Annotated in this window: 23 protein-coding genes; 1 reads left to right on the forward strand and 22 read right to left on the reverse strand. The window is 34.2% G+C overall.

Translation table 11 applies throughout. From position 1 onward, the window contains the following. Positions 1-19: 19 nt before the first annotated feature. Positions 20-895, reverse strand: coding sequence for a hypothetical protein (locus ACFQ4X_RS14435; protein WP_379836253.1), 876 nt, complete (start codon positions 893-895; stop codon positions 20-22). A 424-nt stretch (positions 896-1,319) separates the two neighbouring features. Here ACFQ4X_RS14435 and ACFQ4X_RS14440 point away from each other — a divergent pair, with 424 nt between their 5' ends. Continuing rightward, positions 1,320-2,186: an SDR family oxidoreductase gene (locus tag ACFQ4X_RS14440; protein ID WP_379836255.1), complete on the forward strand. Its 867-nt coding sequence runs from the start codon at positions 1,320-1,322 to the stop codon at positions 2,184-2,186. Between the two features lie 39 nt (positions 2,187-2,225). Here ACFQ4X_RS14440 and ACFQ4X_RS14445 read toward each other — a convergent pair whose 3' ends face one another. The 21 genes from ACFQ4X_RS14445 to ACFQ4X_RS14545 form a co-directional block, all read right to left on the reverse strand. Continuing rightward, positions 2,226-2,432, reverse strand: a complete 207-nt coding sequence (locus ACFQ4X_RS14445) for a hypothetical protein (protein WP_379836257.1) — start codon at positions 2,430-2,432, stop codon at positions 2,226-2,228. Positions 2,433-2,455: 23 nt separating this feature from the next. After that, positions 2,456-2,596: a hypothetical protein gene (locus tag ACFQ4X_RS14450; RefSeq protein WP_379836259.1), complete on the reverse strand. Its 141-nt coding sequence runs from the start codon at positions 2,594-2,596 to the stop codon at positions 2,456-2,458. Positions 2,597-2,721: 125 nt separating this feature from the next. Continuing rightward, positions 2,722-3,813: a nucleotidyltransferase domain-containing protein gene (locus ACFQ4X_RS14455; RefSeq protein WP_379836261.1), complete on the reverse strand. Its 1,092-nt coding sequence runs from the start codon at positions 3,811-3,813 to the stop codon at positions 2,722-2,724. Between the two features lie 17 nt (positions 3,814-3,830). After that, positions 3,831-5,639, reverse strand: a complete 1,809-nt coding sequence (locus ACFQ4X_RS14460) for an ABC transporter ATP-binding protein (protein WP_379836263.1) — start codon at positions 5,637-5,639, stop codon at positions 3,831-3,833. Positions 5,640-5,659: 20 nt separating this feature from the next. Next, positions 5,660-6,115, reverse strand: coding sequence for a signal peptidase I (locus ACFQ4X_RS14465; protein WP_379836265.1), 456 nt, complete (start codon positions 6,113-6,115; stop codon positions 5,660-5,662). Continuing rightward, entirely contained in the window at positions 6,105-6,380 is a 276-nt protein-coding gene (locus tag ACFQ4X_RS14470) for a PqqD family protein (protein WP_379836267.1), read from the reverse strand. The genes ACFQ4X_RS14465 and ACFQ4X_RS14470 overlap by 11 nt, the downstream gene beginning before the upstream one ends. Further along, positions 6,377-7,162 (reverse strand): hypothetical protein, encoded by a 786-nt coding sequence (locus ACFQ4X_RS14475; RefSeq protein ID WP_379836269.1) that lies wholly within the window; start codon positions 7,160-7,162, stop codon positions 6,377-6,379. The genes ACFQ4X_RS14470 and ACFQ4X_RS14475 overlap by 4 nt, the downstream gene beginning before the upstream one ends. A 63-nt stretch (positions 7,163-7,225) precedes the next feature. Further along, the gene (locus ACFQ4X_RS14480; RefSeq protein WP_379836271.1) at positions 7,226-7,447 is read right to left on the reverse strand and encodes a hypothetical protein; all 222 of its coding nucleotides are present in this window, start codon (positions 7,445-7,447) and stop codon (positions 7,226-7,228) included. A 119-nt stretch (positions 7,448-7,566) separates the two neighbouring features. Then, positions 7,567-8,028, reverse strand: a complete 462-nt coding sequence (locus tag ACFQ4X_RS14485; protein WP_379837180.1) for a VanZ family protein — start codon at positions 8,026-8,028, stop codon at positions 7,567-7,569. 31 nt (positions 8,029-8,059) lie between these two features. After that, on the reverse strand, positions 8,060-8,407 hold the full coding sequence (locus ACFQ4X_RS14490; protein ID WP_379836273.1) for a helix-turn-helix domain-containing protein: 348 nt from the start codon (positions 8,405-8,407) through the stop codon (positions 8,060-8,062). A 93-nt stretch (positions 8,408-8,500) separates the two neighbouring features. Then, positions 8,501-9,682: a DegT/DnrJ/EryC1/StrS family aminotransferase gene (locus ACFQ4X_RS14495; RefSeq protein WP_379836275.1), complete on the reverse strand. Its 1,182-nt coding sequence runs from the start codon at positions 9,680-9,682 to the stop codon at positions 8,501-8,503. A gap of 13 nt (positions 9,683-9,695) precedes the next feature. Next, positions 9,696-10,397 (reverse strand): HAD family hydrolase, encoded by a 702-nt coding sequence (locus tag ACFQ4X_RS14500; protein WP_379836277.1) that lies wholly within the window; start codon positions 10,395-10,397, stop codon positions 9,696-9,698. Further along, positions 10,387-11,376 (reverse strand): ATP-grasp domain-containing protein, encoded by a 990-nt coding sequence (locus tag ACFQ4X_RS14505; RefSeq protein ID WP_379836279.1) that lies wholly within the window; start codon positions 11,374-11,376, stop codon positions 10,387-10,389. Before ACFQ4X_RS14505 ends, ACFQ4X_RS14500 begins: the two co-directional genes overlap by 11 nt. After that, a complete protein-coding gene (locus ACFQ4X_RS14510) occupies positions 11,363-11,971 on the reverse strand; it encodes a sugar transferase (protein ID WP_379836281.1) in 609 nt (202 codons plus the stop codon). The genes ACFQ4X_RS14505 and ACFQ4X_RS14510 overlap by 14 nt, the downstream gene beginning before the upstream one ends. After that, positions 11,955-12,137 (reverse strand): hypothetical protein, encoded by a 183-nt coding sequence (locus tag ACFQ4X_RS14515; RefSeq protein WP_379836283.1) that lies wholly within the window; start codon positions 12,135-12,137, stop codon positions 11,955-11,957. The genes ACFQ4X_RS14510 and ACFQ4X_RS14515 overlap by 17 nt, the downstream gene beginning before the upstream one ends. A 22-nt stretch (positions 12,138-12,159) precedes the next feature. Then, positions 12,160-13,209, reverse strand: coding sequence for a UDP-glucose 4-epimerase GalE (galE, locus tag ACFQ4X_RS14520; protein WP_379836285.1), 1,050 nt, complete (start codon positions 13,207-13,209; stop codon positions 12,160-12,162). A gap of 78 nt (positions 13,210-13,287) precedes the next feature. Next, positions 13,288-15,072, reverse strand: a complete 1,785-nt coding sequence (locus tag ACFQ4X_RS14525; RefSeq protein WP_379836287.1) for an ABC transporter ATP-binding protein — start codon at positions 15,070-15,072, stop codon at positions 13,288-13,290. Between the two features lie 96 nt (positions 15,073-15,168). Next, a complete protein-coding gene (locus tag ACFQ4X_RS14530; RefSeq protein ID WP_379836289.1) occupies positions 15,169-16,368 on the reverse strand; it encodes a glycosyltransferase in 1,200 nt (399 codons plus the stop codon). Next, positions 16,365-17,495: a polysaccharide pyruvyl transferase family protein gene (locus ACFQ4X_RS14535; protein ID WP_379836291.1), complete on the reverse strand. Its 1,131-nt coding sequence runs from the start codon at positions 17,493-17,495 to the stop codon at positions 16,365-16,367. Before ACFQ4X_RS14535 ends, ACFQ4X_RS14530 begins: the two co-directional genes overlap by 4 nt. Positions 17,496-17,517: 22 nt before the next feature. Then, positions 17,518-18,699, reverse strand: coding sequence for a glycosyltransferase (locus ACFQ4X_RS14540; protein ID WP_379836293.1), 1,182 nt, complete (start codon positions 18,697-18,699; stop codon positions 17,518-17,520). Continuing rightward, on the reverse strand, positions 18,671-19,828 hold the full coding sequence (locus tag ACFQ4X_RS14545) for a glycosyltransferase family 1 protein (RefSeq protein WP_379836295.1): 1,158 nt from the start codon (positions 19,826-19,828) through the stop codon (positions 18,671-18,673). The genes ACFQ4X_RS14540 and ACFQ4X_RS14545 overlap by 29 nt, the downstream gene beginning before the upstream one ends. Between the last annotated feature and the right edge of the window lie 23 nt (positions 19,829-19,851).

The raw sequence follows: 19,851 nt of genomic DNA on the forward strand, positions 1-19,851 counted from the left end.
GTCTTTAATTAGTAACATTTTAAACGTCTAACCAGTTATACCTCGGCGTTTTTTGAAAAGTTGCATACTCTCTCCTCTTTTCCGTACTAAACATTCCGCTAAGTGTTCCATAGTAATACTGCATAAAGCTTGTTTTGATTTTCCGATGCTTGTAATGGAAGACAGTGGTTTTGAAGGCATCGATCACAATAGGAGTAAAGTGCTCGAGAGGTGTTTCAAAGTTAAACTTTTGGTAAGCAGTTAGCGCTTTATGCCAGAAGTTGTAGATTTCTGTGGCTCTATCGAAGAATGGTTTCACCGTTTGGATAAATTCTTTGGGAACATTATCTGGTACAAAGGTGTAATCGAGATCTTTGAGTTGTGGAGTACTTTTAGGCTGGTGATGAGTGATACTGACGCTCTTTTCCTGACGTAAGTTTATATCTTTATTTTCTAGATTTGAAAAGAGATTCATAGATTCGGGTGCCGATTGCGTGGGTTCCTCCTTACTACCTGAAGGGGTTTTGATTTCCTCTCGATGAGTCATTTGTGTTTCATCCGATACAGCAATTGGGTGAAAAACAAAAACATTATGAGCGAATCCTCCATGTGTTCGATACGTTTTATGTATTTTAAGGAAACCTGTTGATTTTGCTTTTCGCAGCATTCTTACGAAGGTTGCTCTCGATATTCCTCCTTGCTTCCCTGCACATGCCGAGACAAGTGTACCAATCTTCGCGTTAGCCACACCCGGTACAACAACGCTATACTGACTCAGCACTTCGAATGCGATGAACTCAGAACGAGTAAAGAGTTCTGGATGAAGCTGCAGAAACCTTTCCTTGTGTTGATTGAACTCCCCCACGCTCTTAAATTTACTTAAATGTTTAAATTGATAAATGTTACCTGCTCGCATTATTTTCTTCCTCCTATTAATTGACTCATCTATAAGTGTTTGGAAAAAGAAAAAAAGAGCCATCGAGGAGAAATGCTTGTGAAATTAATTTTAAATAGCTGATCCATAAGGTACCTAGCGCGCTTATTAGGATCAACTTTTATTTCCTTTGAGCGGTACGGGTGTGTCTATAAGTGTCGGCTCGCGAGTATACTTTATTTTCTGTGAGATTACGGGAAAAACTCGTGAGATTATGATTCGTTTTCGTGAGATTATCCGCAAAATTCGTGAGATTAATGAACAAGGGAGTTCTTTTCCTTATTAATAACAAGAATATATAGTCATTGTGGAGAAAAAAATTTATAAATGGCACTTACCAATGTTTATTCCATTGTGAGATGGGAAGAAAGGAGTTATGAGAGATTAAAAAGGAGTGATGTATGAAATGTCTAACCAAAGTCATCCAACAGGACAACCTGCTCAACACCAAAACCAACAACCTGGTGTTGAATCCGAAATGACACCACGACCACAATCAGAGAGTCCATCCTATAAAGGGAGCGGAAAGCTAAAAGGTAAAACAACGCTGATCACGGGTGGTGACAGTGGAATTGGTAAAGCAGCTGCAATCGCTTTTGCTAAAGAAGGTGCCAATGTAGCAATTGTTTACTTAGAAGAATCCGGTGATGCAGAAGAAACAAAGAGACAAATAGAAGAAGAAGGCGTAAAGTGTTTACTTATTCGAGGAGATATAGGAGATGAGTCGTTTTGTGAACAAGCTGTACGTGATGTAGTCGGATCATTCGGAGGACTCGACGTATTAGTGAACAATGCGGCCGAACAACATCCGCAGCAAAACTTTGAAGACATTACCGCTGAACAGTTAGAAAAAACGTTCCGTACAAATATTTTCTCTATGTTCCACTTAACAAAAGCCGTTCTTCCTCATTTAAAGCAAGGGAGCAGCATCATCAATACAGCTTCTATTACAGCGTATCAGGGTCACCCTGAGCTGATCGATTACGCTTCAACGAAAGGTGCGATCGTTTCCTTCACCCGCTCCCTTTCTAACAACCTTGTAAAAAAAGGAATTCGCGTCAACGGTGTTGCACCAGGACCAATCTGGACTCCGCTTATCCCGTCAACATTTTCAGCGGATAAAGTTGAACAGTTTGGTAAAGACACACCAATGGGTCGCCCGGGACAGCCAGAGGAACTTGCACCAGCCTATGTATACCTGGCGAGTGAAGATTCTTCTTATGTGTCTGGTCAGATGATTCATATTAATGGTGGGAAAGTTGTGAATGGATAATGCAAAAGACCGGAGCCAAATCATTTAGCTTCGGTCCTTTTATATGGATTGATCAAATTTTGATAATAATTCTTTAAAATGGTAGTTTTGAATTTTTGAAGTACTCCACCTTTTTTCAAGTTGACCAAGTTTCTTTTTTACATAATCAAATGGTGCAGTTCCTTGATATTCATTTTCAAGGTAAAGTTCACAAATGTTGTTTCCTTTATAGATAATTTTTAAACGGTGGCCATTTAAATAGCACAAATATACCCCCTCGCCTAACCGAATCACAACTTCACCTCTTCCTTTACGGTAAAATTACTTTCTTGCATAGCCAAGAAAATCCGAATTTCTTTCACACTAATCCCCTTAAGGCTTAACCACTTTGTATCAATATTTTTAAACGCTTGATTAACTCTTATATTCACAAATACCTCCAGCCGTTTCGTATTTTTATTTATATGCTTAGATAGATGGGCATTATGAATCGTTCTGTTCAATATATAGAACGTATTAGTTATAAAAAATACACTGCTTATGTCAGTGTAGAAATTTACCACAATGTATTCCAAAAATTAGTGACTCTCCTCTTATATAGAGTAAAATAATCTAATATAAGAAAAGAATTATTCGTTAATCCTAACTGTAATGACATTTCACTTTTAGACGGTATTAACCACTTTTTAAACTCAATTAGCCGATGAGTTAATGAATCATAACTTAAAAATTGATAGTCTAAAAAATCAATATACTGATTAAGAGGTTTTTTTTCAGATATCTTATAACTCTTACTCTTACCATATATCTGGGAAGGGAAATATTTAATACTCGCTAGAAAAGGATACTGATTATAAACGTTCGAAAGGGTTCTAATAAGCCTCTTTTTAGTTTGATGTTTTTCGGCTTCTTTTATTAACCTCGAAAAGTCTAAACTAAAAGAAAGTACGTTAATCATTTGAATAATATCTAAGTAATATTTTAAAGAATCCAGATTATGTCTCCAGCCATGAAGACAGATCATATAAAATGCATGATAATCTGAGAGTTCTTTTACATAATGATATGTAGATTGAAAGCGCACGGCCTCACCCCAAAAGGCTCTTAAATCCATGTTCGACGTATCCTCTTTAACCAAATCCCAATGTAATTCAACTGCCAAAGGACAAGGGGAGTTAGTAATTTCTTTATAAAAACCACAATGAAAATGTTGCTCTATTTCTTCTTTTTCTGTACGAAATCCTAATTGTTTTATACATTCAACTGCTCTATTAACGTCTTCTTTCCGAACAAGCAAATCAATATCTGATGAGTATCTAGCTCCTAAATCACCAAAATACTTTTCCGTAAACAAGGGGCCTTTTATCGGAATTACTTCTATACCCCGCTTCTCAAATTCATTTAAAATCTGCAGGGTTTGGTTTTTAATAAATATGTTCTTGTAGAGTGTATCAGTATAAATTTCTTGTAACTTAATTTGAAAAAAGTCTGGAGTTTGATGGAGCTTGTTCTGTCTCTTTAAAAGGGAGTAGATTGTAGAACCTACTGATAGAAAGTCTTTGTCATTTAAGCAGTCTTTAAATCGACCTATTTCATTAGGAAGTTGTACTTTCTCATTAAACAGTGTTTGGATAAAATTTTGTATCAAGTTAAATGCCCCCTTTCTTATATCGTTCTAGAGTACACTTTTAAACGCTTGTTTAAAGGGTGACCCTGTAAGTTCCTATATAGTCCGTTTATTTTCATTAGTTCCTGATGTGTCCCGGTTTGCACAATCTCTCCTTCATCCATCACCATGATGACATCTGCATGCTGAATGGTAGATAATCGATGAGCTATGACAATCGTCGTTCGATTCTTCATTAGATTATTTAATGCTTTTTGAACACGATGTTCCGTTTCATTATCTAATGCTGATGTTGCTTCATCTAATAAAAGAATTGGCGCATCTTTTAAGATGGCTCTTGCAATTGCTATTCTTTGCTTTTGACCGCCTGATAACTTAATCCCCCGCTCACCAATCTCAGTATCATATCCTTCAGGAAGAGAACAAATGAAATCATGAATATAAGCTGAGTCTGCTGCACTCATCATTTTTTCTTCAGTCACTTCTGGACGGGCAAGCAATAAGTTTTCCCGTATGGTTCCATCAAACAAGTACGTTTCCTGAGGCACATAGGCAATTGCACTTCGAAGTTCAGAGATAATTAGCTGTTCTGTTGCAACGCCATTCAGAAAGATTTCACCTGATTGTGGTTTATAAAATCCTTGCAAAAGTTTAAATAAAGTACTCTTTCCTGCCCCGCTTGGTCCGACAAGAGCCACCACTCTGTTCTCAGGAAACTCCAATGAAAGATCCTTGAAAATACTACTATTTTTTTCATAGCCAAAGGTAACATTATTAAACTCTATACTTATGCTTTTTTTAACCACCTGATTAAATACCGGCAACTTCAATGATTCGGGTTGTTGCTCCAATATGTTAAATATCCTTTCCAGTGCAGATACAGAATGTTGAAACCCTGCCCATTTAGAAGCAAGATCAGTTAACGGATAAACGAGATGATGTACCAAATTGATAAAAGTAAGCAATGCGCCTATGGTCAAAATTTTCACAGACACAAAGTAAGCCCCTAAAGAAATACTAATCAGAAAAGTTAATGAACTAATCAGTTCCCCTCCAGCACTAAACCACCCCTGCAGCTTTGCGTTTTGCAATTCCAACTGATACAGCTGTTCGTTCTTTGTGGCATGTTTTTTATAAAATTCTTTTTCCATAAGAAACGAACGAATCACTGGTAACCCCTGAAAAATTTCATTTAATACGGTATTTATTTGCCCGTATAAAACATGAATTTGCCTGCTGTTTCGCCTTAATAAAAATCCAAAACCAATACTCGAAGCAACAGCAATTGGGGCAATAATCATACTTAATAAACAGAGCATCCAATTAATTTGGAACAAATAAATAAATACCGCAACATAAATAAAAGGCAGCCTGATGAAATTGATTAAACTGCTTCCTATTACGCCATCAACACTATGTATATCGTTTGTAAAATGTGATAACAGCTCTCCTGAATGTACTTTGGAAGTAGAACTTGCCTGCAGGCGCAAAATATGATGAAGAAGTTTATCCTTCAGATCTTTTTTTACAGCATTTGTCGCCACCGTGTCATAATAAATGCTAACAAAACCGGAACCAATACTTAGTCCAGTCAGAATTATACCTATTAGAATTAGATCTTTTATTCGTTCGAGATCTGAATGGATAGCGGCATCTGTAATATTCCCAAAGAACCATGCAAACGAAAGAATTAATGCAATATCCACTCCAAGCAATATAAAAAGAATGATATAAGCTTTCCAATACTTTCTGATAAAGGGTGTCAATAATTGAAAGGTTTTCCGAACGTCCTTCATGGAAAGGTATGGTCTTATTGTATTTAGTACAAATTTTATTTTTAAGATCATACGCTCAGCTCCAGGTTCAGTTAGTATTGGAAATCTCCCTTCCTGTAAATAAACTTACGCAACAGTTTGGACATCATTGGAAGGTTGATGATCAACAAACTCCAAATATTGCTCCACACATTCTCCAAATTTACTTTTTTGTTTTTTCTTTCAATTGCAGTCATCTTCCCTAAGATTTGTTCTTGTGTAATCGGTTCATCGAAAAGAAGATTTGTATCTCCTTTAAAAAGATAATAGGTTTGATTATCTTTATGTATTTTTTTCATAAATCTGTGTGCTATTAATCGGTTCGAACCAACTGTAAATAAAACAATATCTCCTCTTTTATAGGTTTTGGGATCACATGCATCGAAATGGCAGATGTCTCCCTGTCTAATGAATGGAAACATACTTTTACCATGAGCTGGAAGTAAAATACTTCCCTTTTTTTTCACAACACGTCGTACTAAATCTACAGTTACTTGATTAACTTGCATGCTCTAACAACCCGTAGCTAATTAAATCGGATAAGAAATTTCCAACATCTTGCTGGACAGTCTCAATTGAACTCTTGGCATTATATTTATCTGTTACAGCCTGGACTAACATATCTAATGATTTTGGTTGTGTAAGTAAAGACCAGCAAAATCCACCCACTTCGTTTATTTTAGTAATGGTATGAAGATGAGTATCGAGTATGACCCATTCATCTTCGAGTTGCGTCGCTTCACATTGGCTCCGCTGCACATATTTTGCATTCACGATATCAGCTCCCAAAACATATTGTTTTTCTGAAAATGCAGCTCATAGATTGGCACCTGTTTCACAAGAAGCTTCAACAGTTTAATGATTCGCGTAGTTTCTTCTGAGCAATATGGCCAATAGAAAACTTTATCAATTAACTGAATAAGGCCATCTGCTTTGTTAAGCAAAATCCTCTCATTTTTTAATGCCTGGTTTAATAACTGAATGCTCTTTAATGGATAAGCATTTTGCAGTTTTAATGGTTTAAGTTCGCTTCTAAAAGGTGAGTCAAAAATGGTTATACTATCTTTGGATATTTTTAAAATAGCAGCCTCGTCAGATAGTAGATTGCGTGGTTTTGAGAGTCTTGCAACTGTTGATTTACCAGCACCCGATTGCCCAGCAAAAAGATGTGCAACTCCATGTTCCACCGCACATGAAGAATGCACCAACAACCCCCAATTGTGATGAACTAGAAAAGCACTAAATAAGTTCATTAGCGCATGTTTTAGAGCTAGCTCGTTATGTACAGAGATCACGGCATGTTTAAAACAGTTATTTACTTCAATAAAGTAGTCCGCTCTTTTGTAAAATATTTTGCTATCAACTGATTTAATAGATACATCATAGTTAACGAACGGTACACCATAGTTATTCTTTATTACAATTGTAATATCAGGCTTTTGAACTTGTGCTTTTGTAAGAGTCATAAAATGTGTATTAAGAAACTCTTTGAACACTTTTGTCGTGCATTGTATTTCGAATATGAAATCTCCTATTTTAGTAGGAAATTTTATCATATTAAAAACCCCTCCTTAATAATTCGGAAGAGCCAAAGATGGTTTATCTATGACTCTATCAAACTATCTTTTTCTGCCTTTCCCTCTACCTCTTCCAGGTGCTCCAGCACCACCTGGAGTAGGATTTGGGTTGTTTGGCGGCCAATTTATCCCATCATTTCCGGTTCCGGGGTGATTTAAATTACCTTTACCAGGATTCCAGCTTTGAGCTGTTTCAAATCGAACAGGTTGGTGACTTAGCACTTCTGGTTTCTTATATTCAGTTGGATTTTTCGTTCGCTCCAAAACTTACACCTCCTTCTTTAATCCATGTGAATTTTATACAATACTGTAAAGCTATATTCATTATATTGTTATTTTTGTTCATTTTAAAGAACAATTCTTCGACAAAACTCGCAATGATTTCATTGATTTAAGAAGGTTGAATATTGTTTTAGTTTGCTCCCAAAAATTGAGTTTCTTCTAACAAAATAACTTCTATGGACGATATACCATACAGCTATGATTCCAATTATGTTCTTCAAAAGATCGAGAAGAGAAAATGACCGGTAAGGCACAGCTATTTGATGGATCTCGTCTATCAATCCATAACTGGCAGCAACAAAAAAGCAGAGCCATTCTTTTGGTTTGGTTAAGCTGCCATAGCTTATGATCATAATGGTCAGCAGAAAATATAGAACCCCAAATTCAAAAAGGTGCCCTAACTCAAGTGCCATTCCAATCATAAGAAGAATTCTCTCATCGATTTTGTAAGTTAGTTCATAGAGCGATTCTGGATTAAAGTGACTGGATTGCAGCCAAATTAACCACATATAGATTAACGGAAGGATTGTCAGAAAAAGTCTTAAAAATAACTTTGTGAAAATGCCAAATCATCTCCTCTTTTATTTGTTTAATTTATTCATGGTTTGTAACATCGTTTTTCTTCCATTTAATAAACTCTATTAATTCACGATATTCATGGATTCGTTCCTTATTAATTCCGAGGCTTTTTAACTCCACTACAAATTCAACCCATTCCTTTTCAAGATGTGTATTGTCATGTTCCATTTTATTACTTAGCAGAAGTTTTACATCGACCTCTAGGACAGTAGCTATTTTTTCAATAACTTGTATGGAAGGATTTCTGTTTAATTTTCTTTCAATATTACTTAAATAAGACTTGGATACTTTTGATCGATCGGCCAATTCAGAGAGCGTAATCCCTTTCTTTTTCCGAAGTTCATAAATATTTCTCCCGATCATAATGTGTTAACCTCTTTTTAGTTTAATGGCAAAACTTTTATTACTATGTAGAAAAAGAGTAAGACAAATTTATTGCCTTACTCTTTAGATTCTTTAACCTGATATCACGTATGGTTGATTAATAATCAACACAGATTTGATGCAATTTATGACGCGCAGCTGATCCGCTTTTGTCATGTTAGTACCTGATGGCAGGCAAATTCCTGAATGAAAAAGTTCTTCAGATACACTGTAGTCCTTTTCGTGCGAGAAATAAGTTGCTTCTTGGAATAAAGGCTGCAGATGCAGAGGTTTCCAAACTGGACGTGCCTCAATGTTTTCTTCTGCTAAAGCTTCTATCAGTGTATTTGCAGAAACCCCTGTAACTTTTTCGTCTATAGTTAATGCCGTTAGCCAACGATTGGTATAAGTTCCTTCAAGTTCTGGCATGAAGTTTAAGCCTGGTAATTCAGCTAACTCTTCATAATAAAAATCGAATACATCTCTTTTTGCCATTACCCTCTGCTCCAAAACCTCTAGCTGACCTCGGCCAACTCCAGCAAGGATATTGCTCATCCGGTAGTTGTATCCCATCTGGCTATGCTGATAATGAATGGCTTCATCCCGTGCTTGTGTGGATAAGAAACGCGCTTTGTTTATTGCCTCAGTATCCACAGAAACCAGCATACCGCCTCCAGAAGTCGTTATAATTTTGTTACCATTAAATGAGTAAATACCAAACTTTCCGAAAGTCCCGCTTGGCTTTCCTTTGTATAAAGAACCTAGTGATTCTGCTGCATCCTCTATAATCGGAACATTATATCCGTTACAAATGGCAAGGATCTCATCCATTTTTGCACTTTGACCATATAGATTTACAACAATGACTGCTTTTGGCAGCTTTCCGTTTAGTGTTGCTACTTTAAATGCTTTTTCCAGGGCTTGGGGTGACATGTTCCACGTTTCTGGTTCTGAGTCGATAAATACAGGCTCAGCACCTTGATAAAGGATAGGGTTAGCACTTGCCACAAACGTAAGACTCGAACAAAAGACAATGTCTCCTTTTCCCACGCCTAATAAAGAAAGAGCAAGATGAATGGCTGCGGTTCCTGAACTCAACGCAACACCTTCACTTGCTCCAACATATGCAGCTAATTCTTTTTCAAAAGCATCAACATTTGGACCGAGTGGCGCGATCCAATTTGTTTTAAACGCTTGTTCAACATACTTCTGTTCGTTTCCACTCATGTGCGGTGTGGAAAGAAAAATTCTCTTTTTGGTTGAATGATGTGGCATGTGATAACCCCCTTTAAACAACTTGTAATTTAAACAAGTGTTTTAATTTTTCAATATTAAATAGTTCTTTCATGTTATTAATTTGATAATCTGCTTCATACTCATATGAAACTTTTGCTTTTTTATAGATTCCTTCATTTCTGTTTATATGAACTGTTAACCATCCAAGTTTTTTTGCAGTTACAAAATCTTTGTTTACATTATCACCAATATAAATACATTCAGAATGTAAACACTCCAATTTCAAACATGCCTGTTCATAAGGAAGAGGATTGGGTTTCCAATGCTCCCTGCCTAGTTCATCTGTAAAGATAACTGTGTCGAATTTTTCATGAATTCCTAATGCATCAAATTTTTGTTTTTGAGAGGATAAATACCCGTCCGTTATTAGACCTATTTTAATAGAATCTTGTAAGTTGTTTAATACGTATTTTGCATCCTCAAAAAGAGAAATAATAGGTGTGTGATTTCTATAAACATCTATTAACTGGCATATAAAATTCTTGTTGCACCTTACCTTTAATGATTCTAAAACCTGATTAAAAATGTACTTTCGTTCCCCTTTACTAAAGAGCTCTACTGCATGCTGATAAAAACCACTTAGTCCTATTGTTTCCTTAAGCCACTTATCTACAGCTAAAAAACCACTTAAGACATAATCCGCTTCTTTAAATAAAGTATCATCCATATCGAAAACTACAGCTTTAATTGGCATACTCTAATTTCTCCGTAAATACAGCCTCATCGTACCTAAGCATTGTTAAACCTTCCTGCCATGAAAGATCTGTTTTATTAAAAACAGTTTCATCAATCAAATCAATTGTCCATTTTGGAAAATTTGCACCTGCTTTTATTGCTAAAGGTACACCTCCTCCAAAACGAGGATTAATCTCAATAAACGTGATTTCTCCATCTTCCTTTTTAAAACATTGCAGTGTGATACAGCCCACCGCTCCTGGAAGCTTCTTCATCACATCTTCAACTGCATTTATTATTGAAGAGTCTTTTCTAGTAACACCTTTACTTACCTCTCCAGCTCTTGTTTCTATACGCAAACGTGGGACGATTGTCTTAATATTCCCCTGGATATCTACCATTACATCTATGGTATATTCCTCACCTTTAACAAATTCCTGAACCATTGCATTTTGTATATAGTTTTTAAAAAATAGTAATTCATTTAAGTTATTTACTTTCGTAACACCGATACTTGAACTGCCGTTCCGTGGCTTTATAAGGAGAGGGAAGCGAAAATCATTATTATTTAATTCCTCGTCACTATAAACTTTTGGTGTAATTATGTTATTCTCAGAAAAAAACTTATACGTTTCTATTTTGTCATAGGCTATTTCATTTAATTGATTGCTAGAAACCAAAACCTTTACACCCAGTTCCTCAAATATTTTTCTGTTTTTAGATAAAATCGTTAATTCAGTATCAATCAACGGTATTAATAGTTTTATATTTTCTTTCTTACAAATATTAATTAACTCATTTAGATATTTTGAATCAGTAACTCTTGATACAATATAATGTCTATCACTAAAGAATGTTGTTGGTGCATTATTTTTATTATCAGCCGTAATAATTTTGCCCGTCATGCTTTTATCAATGAAATAATCTCTAAACATATTAATTAAGGAAACTCTTCGGCCTGAACTCGTAAATAAAATATTAGCATCACATTTTTTCATATTCTGTTAAGCTCCCCTTATAGACTGGCATCGTTGCATGATTAGCATGTTTTATCCCTTCAGTCTTAAATACTTTTCTAATGGTGAGTAATAATATCTTTAAATCTAGTAAAATACTGTGGTTTTGTGCATACCAAACATCTAGTCTAAATTTCTCATCCCAAGAAATTGCGTTTCTTCCGTTTACTTGCGCCCATCCTGTAATACCTGGTTTTACATCATGTCGCTTCATTTGTTCTTTTGTATATAGTTCCAAGTAACTCATCAACAACGGACGCGGTCCCACAAGACTAATATCACCTTTAAGGACATTCCATAGCTGTGGCAGCTCATCTAGACTATAGTTTCTTAAGAACTGGCCAAAAGCCGTTAACCGAACTTCATCTGGCAGTAGATTTCCTAAACTGTCTTTTTGATCAGTCATCGTTCGAAATTTATAAAGATAAAACGGTTTTGCATGAAGACCAGGTCTCTCTTGTTTGAAGATGACCGGAGAACCTAGTTTTCTTTTTACTAGAATGGCAACAATTCCAATAACAGCTAATAATACTAGTATTAAACCCGCTGCACAAAGAACATCAAACGCTCTCTTCATATCTTTCAATCTCCCAGTAATCTTGATTTAGAGAAGCCATAATCTGCTTTTTAATTTCATTGATCATTTCTTGTGCGTCATGGATCTGGAGGTTTTCACCCTTTTGTTGTACGTCCATTAAAATGTTTTTCAATTGGTCTTGTGTTAATTTATTAAACAGACTCACTACTTACCCCTCACTTCTTTACTTATGGTGCTATTTGTATGCTTGTTACGAGATCATTTGCTTCTGTGTATCCAGTTGGATTATTAGACTGCCAATTCCATGCATCTTTACACATATTCGTTAATGTTTTCTCTGCAGCCCAATTTAACTTCTGGTTTGCTTTTCGTGTATCTGCAAAGCAACTATCAACATCTCCAGGTCGACGTTCTTTTATTACAAAAGGAATTTTTTGTCCAGATGCCTGTTCAAACGCATCCACCATTTCAAGGACACTGTGACCAAAACCAGTTCCTAAATTGTATGCATCAACTCCGGTTGTTAACAGGACACTTTCAAGAGCTTTTAAATGGCCTTTTGCCAGATCTACAACGTGAATATAGTCTCTGACTCCCGTCCCATCAAGAGTTTCATAGTCATCTCCAAACACATTAAGTTGCTCAAGTTTGCCCGCAGCCACTTGCGAGATATATGGCATTAGATTGTTTGGAATTCCGTTTGGATCTTCGCCAATCTTTCCGCTCTCATGAGCACCAATTGGGTTGAAATAACGCAAAAGAGCAACACTCCACCTATTATCAGACACATGCAGATCACGCAAAATTTCTTCGATCATCTGCTTTGTACGTCCATAGGGGTTTGTTGCTCCTAATGGGGAATCTTCAGTTATCGGAACTTGTTTTGGTACACCATAAACGGTTGCGGAGGAACTAAAAACTAAATCATATACTCCATGCCTACTCATCGCATCACAAAGGTTCAGTGTTCCGGTAATATTGTTGTGATAATATTTAAGCGGCTCACTAACTGACTCGCCGACTGCTTTGTATCCTGCGAAATGAATGACAGCATTGATGTCATGCTGGGAGAAGATAGATTCAATCGCATCTACATTAAGAAGATCTGATTCATAAAAAGTAAAGTCCTTACCTGTAATCTCCTTTATTCTTCTTAACACTTCTGGCTTACTGTTTGAAAAGTTATCCAGTACAACTAACTCATAACCCGCATTTAATAACTCTACACATGTATGACTACCGATATAACCTGCACCGCCAGTGATTAGAATTGCCAAATTGAATTCCTCCTTGAGTTTTTTGGACATAAAAAAAGCATCTAAATTATTTTAGATACAGTTATTAAAACTATTTACTTAATGAACTATCGCTTTCTTTGCAGCTCTATTATCAATAGATACTAGTTTGCCGTTATTAATTTTAAAAACAATATCACAGTTTTCAATTGTACTGAGTCTATGGGCAATAATGATCAGAGTCTTTTCACCTTTCAATCCATCAATTGCCTTCATAATCTCTTTTTCTGTTTCATTATCCAATGCAGAGGTTGCTTCATCCATAAATAAAATTTCGGGATTATGATACAAAGCACGTGCAATTCCTATACGTTGACGCTGGCCACCAGAAAGTCTTACTCCTCTTTCCCCTACTTCTGTTTCCAGGTGATTAGGAAGCGATTCAACAAATTCTTTTAATTGTGCTTGCTCTAATGCTCTCCAAACAGCTTCATCATCAATTTGATCACTATCTAATCCAAAAGCAACATTTCTGCGAATCGTATCATCTGATAAAAAGATAGATTGGGGAATATATCCTATTTTCTGCTGCCATAATGACTTTTGTTCATATAAATTTTTGTTATCAATTAAAACCTTACCTTTTTCCGGTTTGAAAAGTCCAAGTATAATGTCAACAATCGTCGTTTTTCCAGCACCTGATTCACCAATCAGAGCTACAGAATTTCCAATTGGAATGGTTAATGATATATTCTTTATAGAATAATCCTTTTGATTGGGATAGCGAAAAGAAACCTCATTTAACTTTATTGAATCTCTAAATGTTCTTTCATCTTTGTTAATAATTCTTAAAAATGAATCATCAATTTTATTGCTTGAATAATTTTCTTTGTTCATAAAAAGATCCTCATAAATCACTTTTAGTGCAGGATGGTTGTATCTTATGATAGTAATTAATGCAATGATCCGTGTAATTGATGGCATAAGTCGAAAAGCAGCCATTGTAAATAGAGCCATTGTGGAAACCAGTTGTGAAGTGCTTGTTTCTTGAAAAACAATTATTAACATTGTAATAAGTACGATTAATACTAATAATGTTTCAATAAAAAGTCTTGGGACTTGATCTAACATCTTAATATATAGAGAATTATTTGCTCTAATTTGGCTGTAATGTGTATAAGAATTGATGAAAAACCCTTCTTTTCCTGATACTTTAACTTCCTTACTTGCTCCTAAGCCTTGATTTACCCATTTATTCATCGCACCACTTACTTTTTGTAATTCGTTACCCAAATCTGTAATTTTTTTGCGAAAAAATTTAAAGAACAATAATAAACTTACACCTAATAATATGGCAGAAGTAATTGTTGCCTCAGGTGCTGTCACTAATAATAAAATTAATATACTAGACGTAACTAATATTTCAGTAATAAGCTGAAAAACTGAAATAATTATTCCTTGAAATACTTTGGGTACTTCATCATTTACATTTCTCAGTAAATCTGCTGTATTTCTTTGTAAATGAAAAGTATATGGTTTTGTTAAATATTCTTCAAATAACCTTCTAGATAATTTAACTTGCTGATTTAATACAATTCTTATTTGTGAATAGTTAAAGAAAAGTAAATAAACGTTTTTAATCACAAAAATTAAAATTAATAATATAACAGCGAATATGGTAAATGCTAAAGTGGATTGAAAGTTAAATAATTTATATATGTAAGATAAAACTTCTTGTTCTTGTATTAAAGAAGGGGTTGTTACCAGTGCAACAAACGGAACAATTATCCCTATTCCTACTGTTTCAAATAAAGCCGCCATTATCATCAAAAAAAATAAAACTAATAACTTTTTCTTTTCCTTTTTATTAAACAACATTAATAATTTCAAAGTTGTATCCTTCATTTACTCACCCTTTTAAACATTTTTAAACTACCTTAACAGCAATTTTACCATAGTCCCTCTCCATTGTTCTCTTGATAAATTAATCACCTTTAATAGTTATTTATTTAAACTACCATTTTCAATTAAAGAATAGACTTTTTCGATTTCCCTTTCAGTTCCTGCTTGTTCTTTTTTCAAATTTGAACAAATTTCATTCTTTAATTTGTTATTTGTCAATATTTCTTTAATTCCTTCGTAAAGAGCTGAGGCGTTCATATTAACGATCAAGCCTGTTTTTCTATTTTTAAGTTGATTGTAAATTACCGGAAAATCCGTCGCTATGATTGGCTTTTGTAATATCCTTGCTTCTGCAATTGCGAGACCGAATCCCTCATATCTAGATGGTTGAACATATATATCACAGTCTTTAATAAAAGTATAAGGATTTTCTTGAGTACCTAAGAATACAAAAGTCTCCTCTAAACTATAACTTTTTATCATATTTTCCAACTTACTTTTTAGCTTGCCTTCACCAATAGCGTACCATTTAAATTCATAACCTTCCTGTTTCAATTTATAACAAGCCTCTATTGCTAAATCATACCCTTTTACATCAACTAACCTTCCTATAGTTAAAATTCTTAATCCTTTAAAGTTATCTTTAAAACCTCCAGATTGGGCTGACATAGATTTGATCATACTAGGAGAAACAATATCATATACAACAGATGTTTTTTCTTTGGCAATGGGCATTTCTTCTATAAAGACTCTTTTGTTATAGTCTGAAACAGCAATAACATTGTCATACTTCATATAATATTTTTCATCAAATTGCTTATTATATGGAGCAATTTTATAATCCGTATTTACCCAGCAAAATTTTTTAATAGCTTGCACTTTCTCTGCTACAAAATATGTTGGAGTCCCTTGACTATATGCTATAGCTACATCATAATTCACATTAACTTTATCAAATCCTTTTGATAACCATTTCCAGGATATCTGGGCAGCATGCAATTGTTTATTTTGAAAAGGATTTCTAAGTGAAAATGACATCCCCACTCTTATAAATAACTCTTTAAATTTTTTATTTTTTAGTAAATATTTTATTTGATTTTGCTGAGTCGTAATTATATAGGGTACTTCTAAAATGTTTACTTCCCTGGGGAGTGAGCATACAAATAACCCCTTGTTTGAGAACATCAATAAATCTACTTCATATTTTTTATAATCAAATAAAGTGAGCAATGAAACGAGACTTTTTTCAGCTCCTCCGCTATTTAAAGAATCAATTACAAATAATAATTTCTTCTTCATAAGACATTCCTCACTTTAACATTAGAGAGTAAGGTTTCATCCAAGTATTTCATAGAAAAAATAATTTTTTCATTTAAAAGCTCTACACTTTTACTGTAATTAACCATTTTTAAAATCTCATTTAAGTTATAGTCTTCATCCACTAATCTTTGGTTTAGTTTCAAGTCGCTTAAAAAATCCCGCATTCTCGTATTTATTGATTCCTTTCTGTTAACAATGGCAAATTTTTTTTGGTAAATAATTGAAAAAACAGCTGCGTGATACGAGTTTGATATTACAAATGCCGCATCTCTTATTAATGAAATGAATGTTTCTGGACCAACAAATTTAAAATATCTATCTGCATAGTTTATTTTTCCAGGATTAATGGTATATATTTTATATCCACATTCATTTGCTATTTCCAATGTCAGCTTTCTTATTAAGTCACTGTTATCAAAATCATAAATAAGAATATATTTTTCAACAAATTTTTCTCCCCCTAAAATATTCCAATCTTTTTTATCTAGTAGTAGTACAGGGTCAACAACAGAAACCGCATTTATTATATCAAGACGTTTTAAGATTTCAACCCCACTTTTCTCTCTAACACCTATACCATCTAGTCGTTCGACTTTCTTCTTTACAAATGGTAATATTTCGTCCACTAATGTATCAGTTGCAAAACTAGCTGCGTAAGATGCCTTTAATTTTCCCGGGGGTACAAAATCTAAATAGAATGCAGGGTCTTTTCCATTTTGATGGAGACTATTCCAGATCTGATCACTTCCACACAGATATGCGTTTGCATAAGGAGGATTTTTCTTTAATTCCTCATTCGAACTGTATCGTATTTTTGTTAATTTTAAATATTTGGAAGTAAACTGATCAAAAGCTTTTTTTCTTATTAAACTAGGAATCTTTACCGGCATCTTTAAAGCTAAGTAAATTAATTTTGTTAATAAATTTTTATCCCATTTTGGATTATCAACGCTTAATAAATTATAATGATTAGATAAATAATCTGGTTTATAATCTATTATTTCCACTTCATGTCCACATCTCTCTAAATAAGTCATTAATGCGTATGCCTGTAATGAGGCACCATGATTATATACATCATGACATGTTATTGTGCAAATTTTCATAAAGCTCCTCATTTCATTGAAATTATCTCATTAATGAATATAATTTATTTAGTTCTTCATTGTTTTTATAGTTTGATTTCTTACAATTAGCAGCAAATACTTTTGTTAATTCATCGTCTTTGTAAAATTTCTCTATTCCATCAGCAATTCCCTCAATTGATAATTCGCATATTAATCCGTCAAATCCATTACGGACTTGGCTTTTTGCAGTTGGATAGTTGGTTACCAATACCGGTTTCGAAAGAATTTGAGCCTCTCCTACTGTTACAGCCTTTCCTTCATACCTGGATGGTTGCACGTATAAATCCGCCTTTTTCATATATGGATATGGATTTATCTTTTTTCCTATAAGAATAAATTGATCTTCTAAATTATTTTGCTTAATTAAATCTTTTAACATTTTTTCATCACCACCATAGCCAATGACATACCAAGCTATATCGTCATATCCTCTGTCCTTTAATACTTTTAAGGCTTTAATGGCATTATCAAGTCCCTTGGCATGGGAGAATCTTGCCACAGTGATTACTTTAAACCTTTGGTCGTACTTCATAACATTTTCAACCTCTTCTCCAGACATTGCTTGAACAAATTCCGGAGAGGTGATGTTTTCCATAACTGTTACTTTCTTTTTCAAAAGAGGATACATATGAACAAATGATTTTCTGCAATCCTCTGACACCGCGATAATGTAATCATATTTATCCCACATATAAAAATCCAATGTTTTATCTGTATGAACTTTTGAAAAATCCGTGTGAATCCAGGCTATTTTTGTTTTGGCTTTTACTTTTTCAGCAACAAAATAATGAGGCCATAAATAGCTAATTGCTACATCGTACCTTTTTTCAAGTTTTGGTAAAAACGGCAGTGAATATTTCCACATATACTGCATTTGTTTATATCCATTTTCTTCGGATGTACTCAAATCCGCACGATATTTTGCCAATATCCTTGCCATACCTAATGTTATTTTTCCTGTTTTAATAATTTCACCCACGGACATACGAAAAGTTTTATATACACTTGATTCTGGAAGTAGGTTTGTTTGTGTTGGTAGAAAGCTCATAAATTCACCGGTATGGCTATATAACATTAAATCAACCTTGTAATTTTTGTAATCAAAGTTATTTAATAGACTAATTAAGCTCCTTTCAACACCTCCTACTTCCATATCATACGAGGCTATCAACAGATTTTTCATATCCTTCTCCCCGGTTATTAGATTTATAAATTCTTGTTAATATTGAAATTCCTTCAGATAACGAATAACCATTTTGTTTAAATCTCATAACAATTTTTGATACATCCTTTTCCTTTTTATTAGCCATTTCTAAAATCTTATTTCCCCACACCTCAGCTCCATCAGCTAATAATAATTTTGAAATTAAACCGAGGTGCAAATCAGCTTCAGGTTGTATAGCTTCAGATACTATGCAAGGAATACCACTTGCTTGTGCTTCCAACAAGACCATCCCTAAGCCTTCGTATAGTGAAGGGAAAACAAATATATCCATGCTATGCAACATGGTAGAGATGTTTTCTTTCACACCAACAAATCTAATATTTTCATAAATACCATCTTGCTTAGCCTTTTCTTCTATCAGCTCTCTAAGATCTCCATCTCCAACTAATAATAATTTTATGTTAGGCTCTTTTTTTATTACATATTTTAAAATGTCTAATAAAAAGGTATGATTTTTAGCTTCTATAAATCGGCCAATATGACCAATTATTAAATCATTATCTAATCCTTCTATAACTTTAAATTTCTCAACTTCAATATTAGGGATCTGCAAGAATTCACTGTAATCTACTACGTTAGGAAAGTATGAGTACTTTTTTTTATTAATAGTTTTTTCTCCAAACAAATAACTCCCCGCTCCTTTACTGCATGCTAGTAAATTCGTCGAGAAGTTTTTTATAATAAACCGCATGAATTTAATGTAACTCTTTCTTATTAAACTACTACTATTATCTAAAGTGGTATGAGCATGGGATATCCTAACTTTCACCCCTGCTAACAGGGCAGCTATACTTGCAATGCCACAATGAAACAAAGTATGAGAATGGACAGCATGATAAGGTCCATATTTCTTTATGGCCTGATAAAGTTCAAATATTGATTGTGTCTTAGATAACTTTATCACTCTCCCACCCATACTTATTATTTCTTCATCATAATGAGCATTTTGTTGACTATATGAAATGAAATCAAATTGTACTTTATTGCGGTTAATGTTTCTATAAATATTCATTAACATCGTTTCTGTTCCAGCTCTATTCATAGCCCCAACAACGTGGAGAATTTTTAAAGGTTCACCGATATTCATTTCTTTCTCCTTTTTTATGTCCT

The sequence above is a fragment of the Fictibacillus halophilus genome, assembly GCF_042680145.1.
GTDB classification, from domain to species: domain Bacteria; phylum Bacillota; class Bacilli; order Bacillales; family Fictibacillaceae; genus Fictibacillus; species Fictibacillus halophilus_A.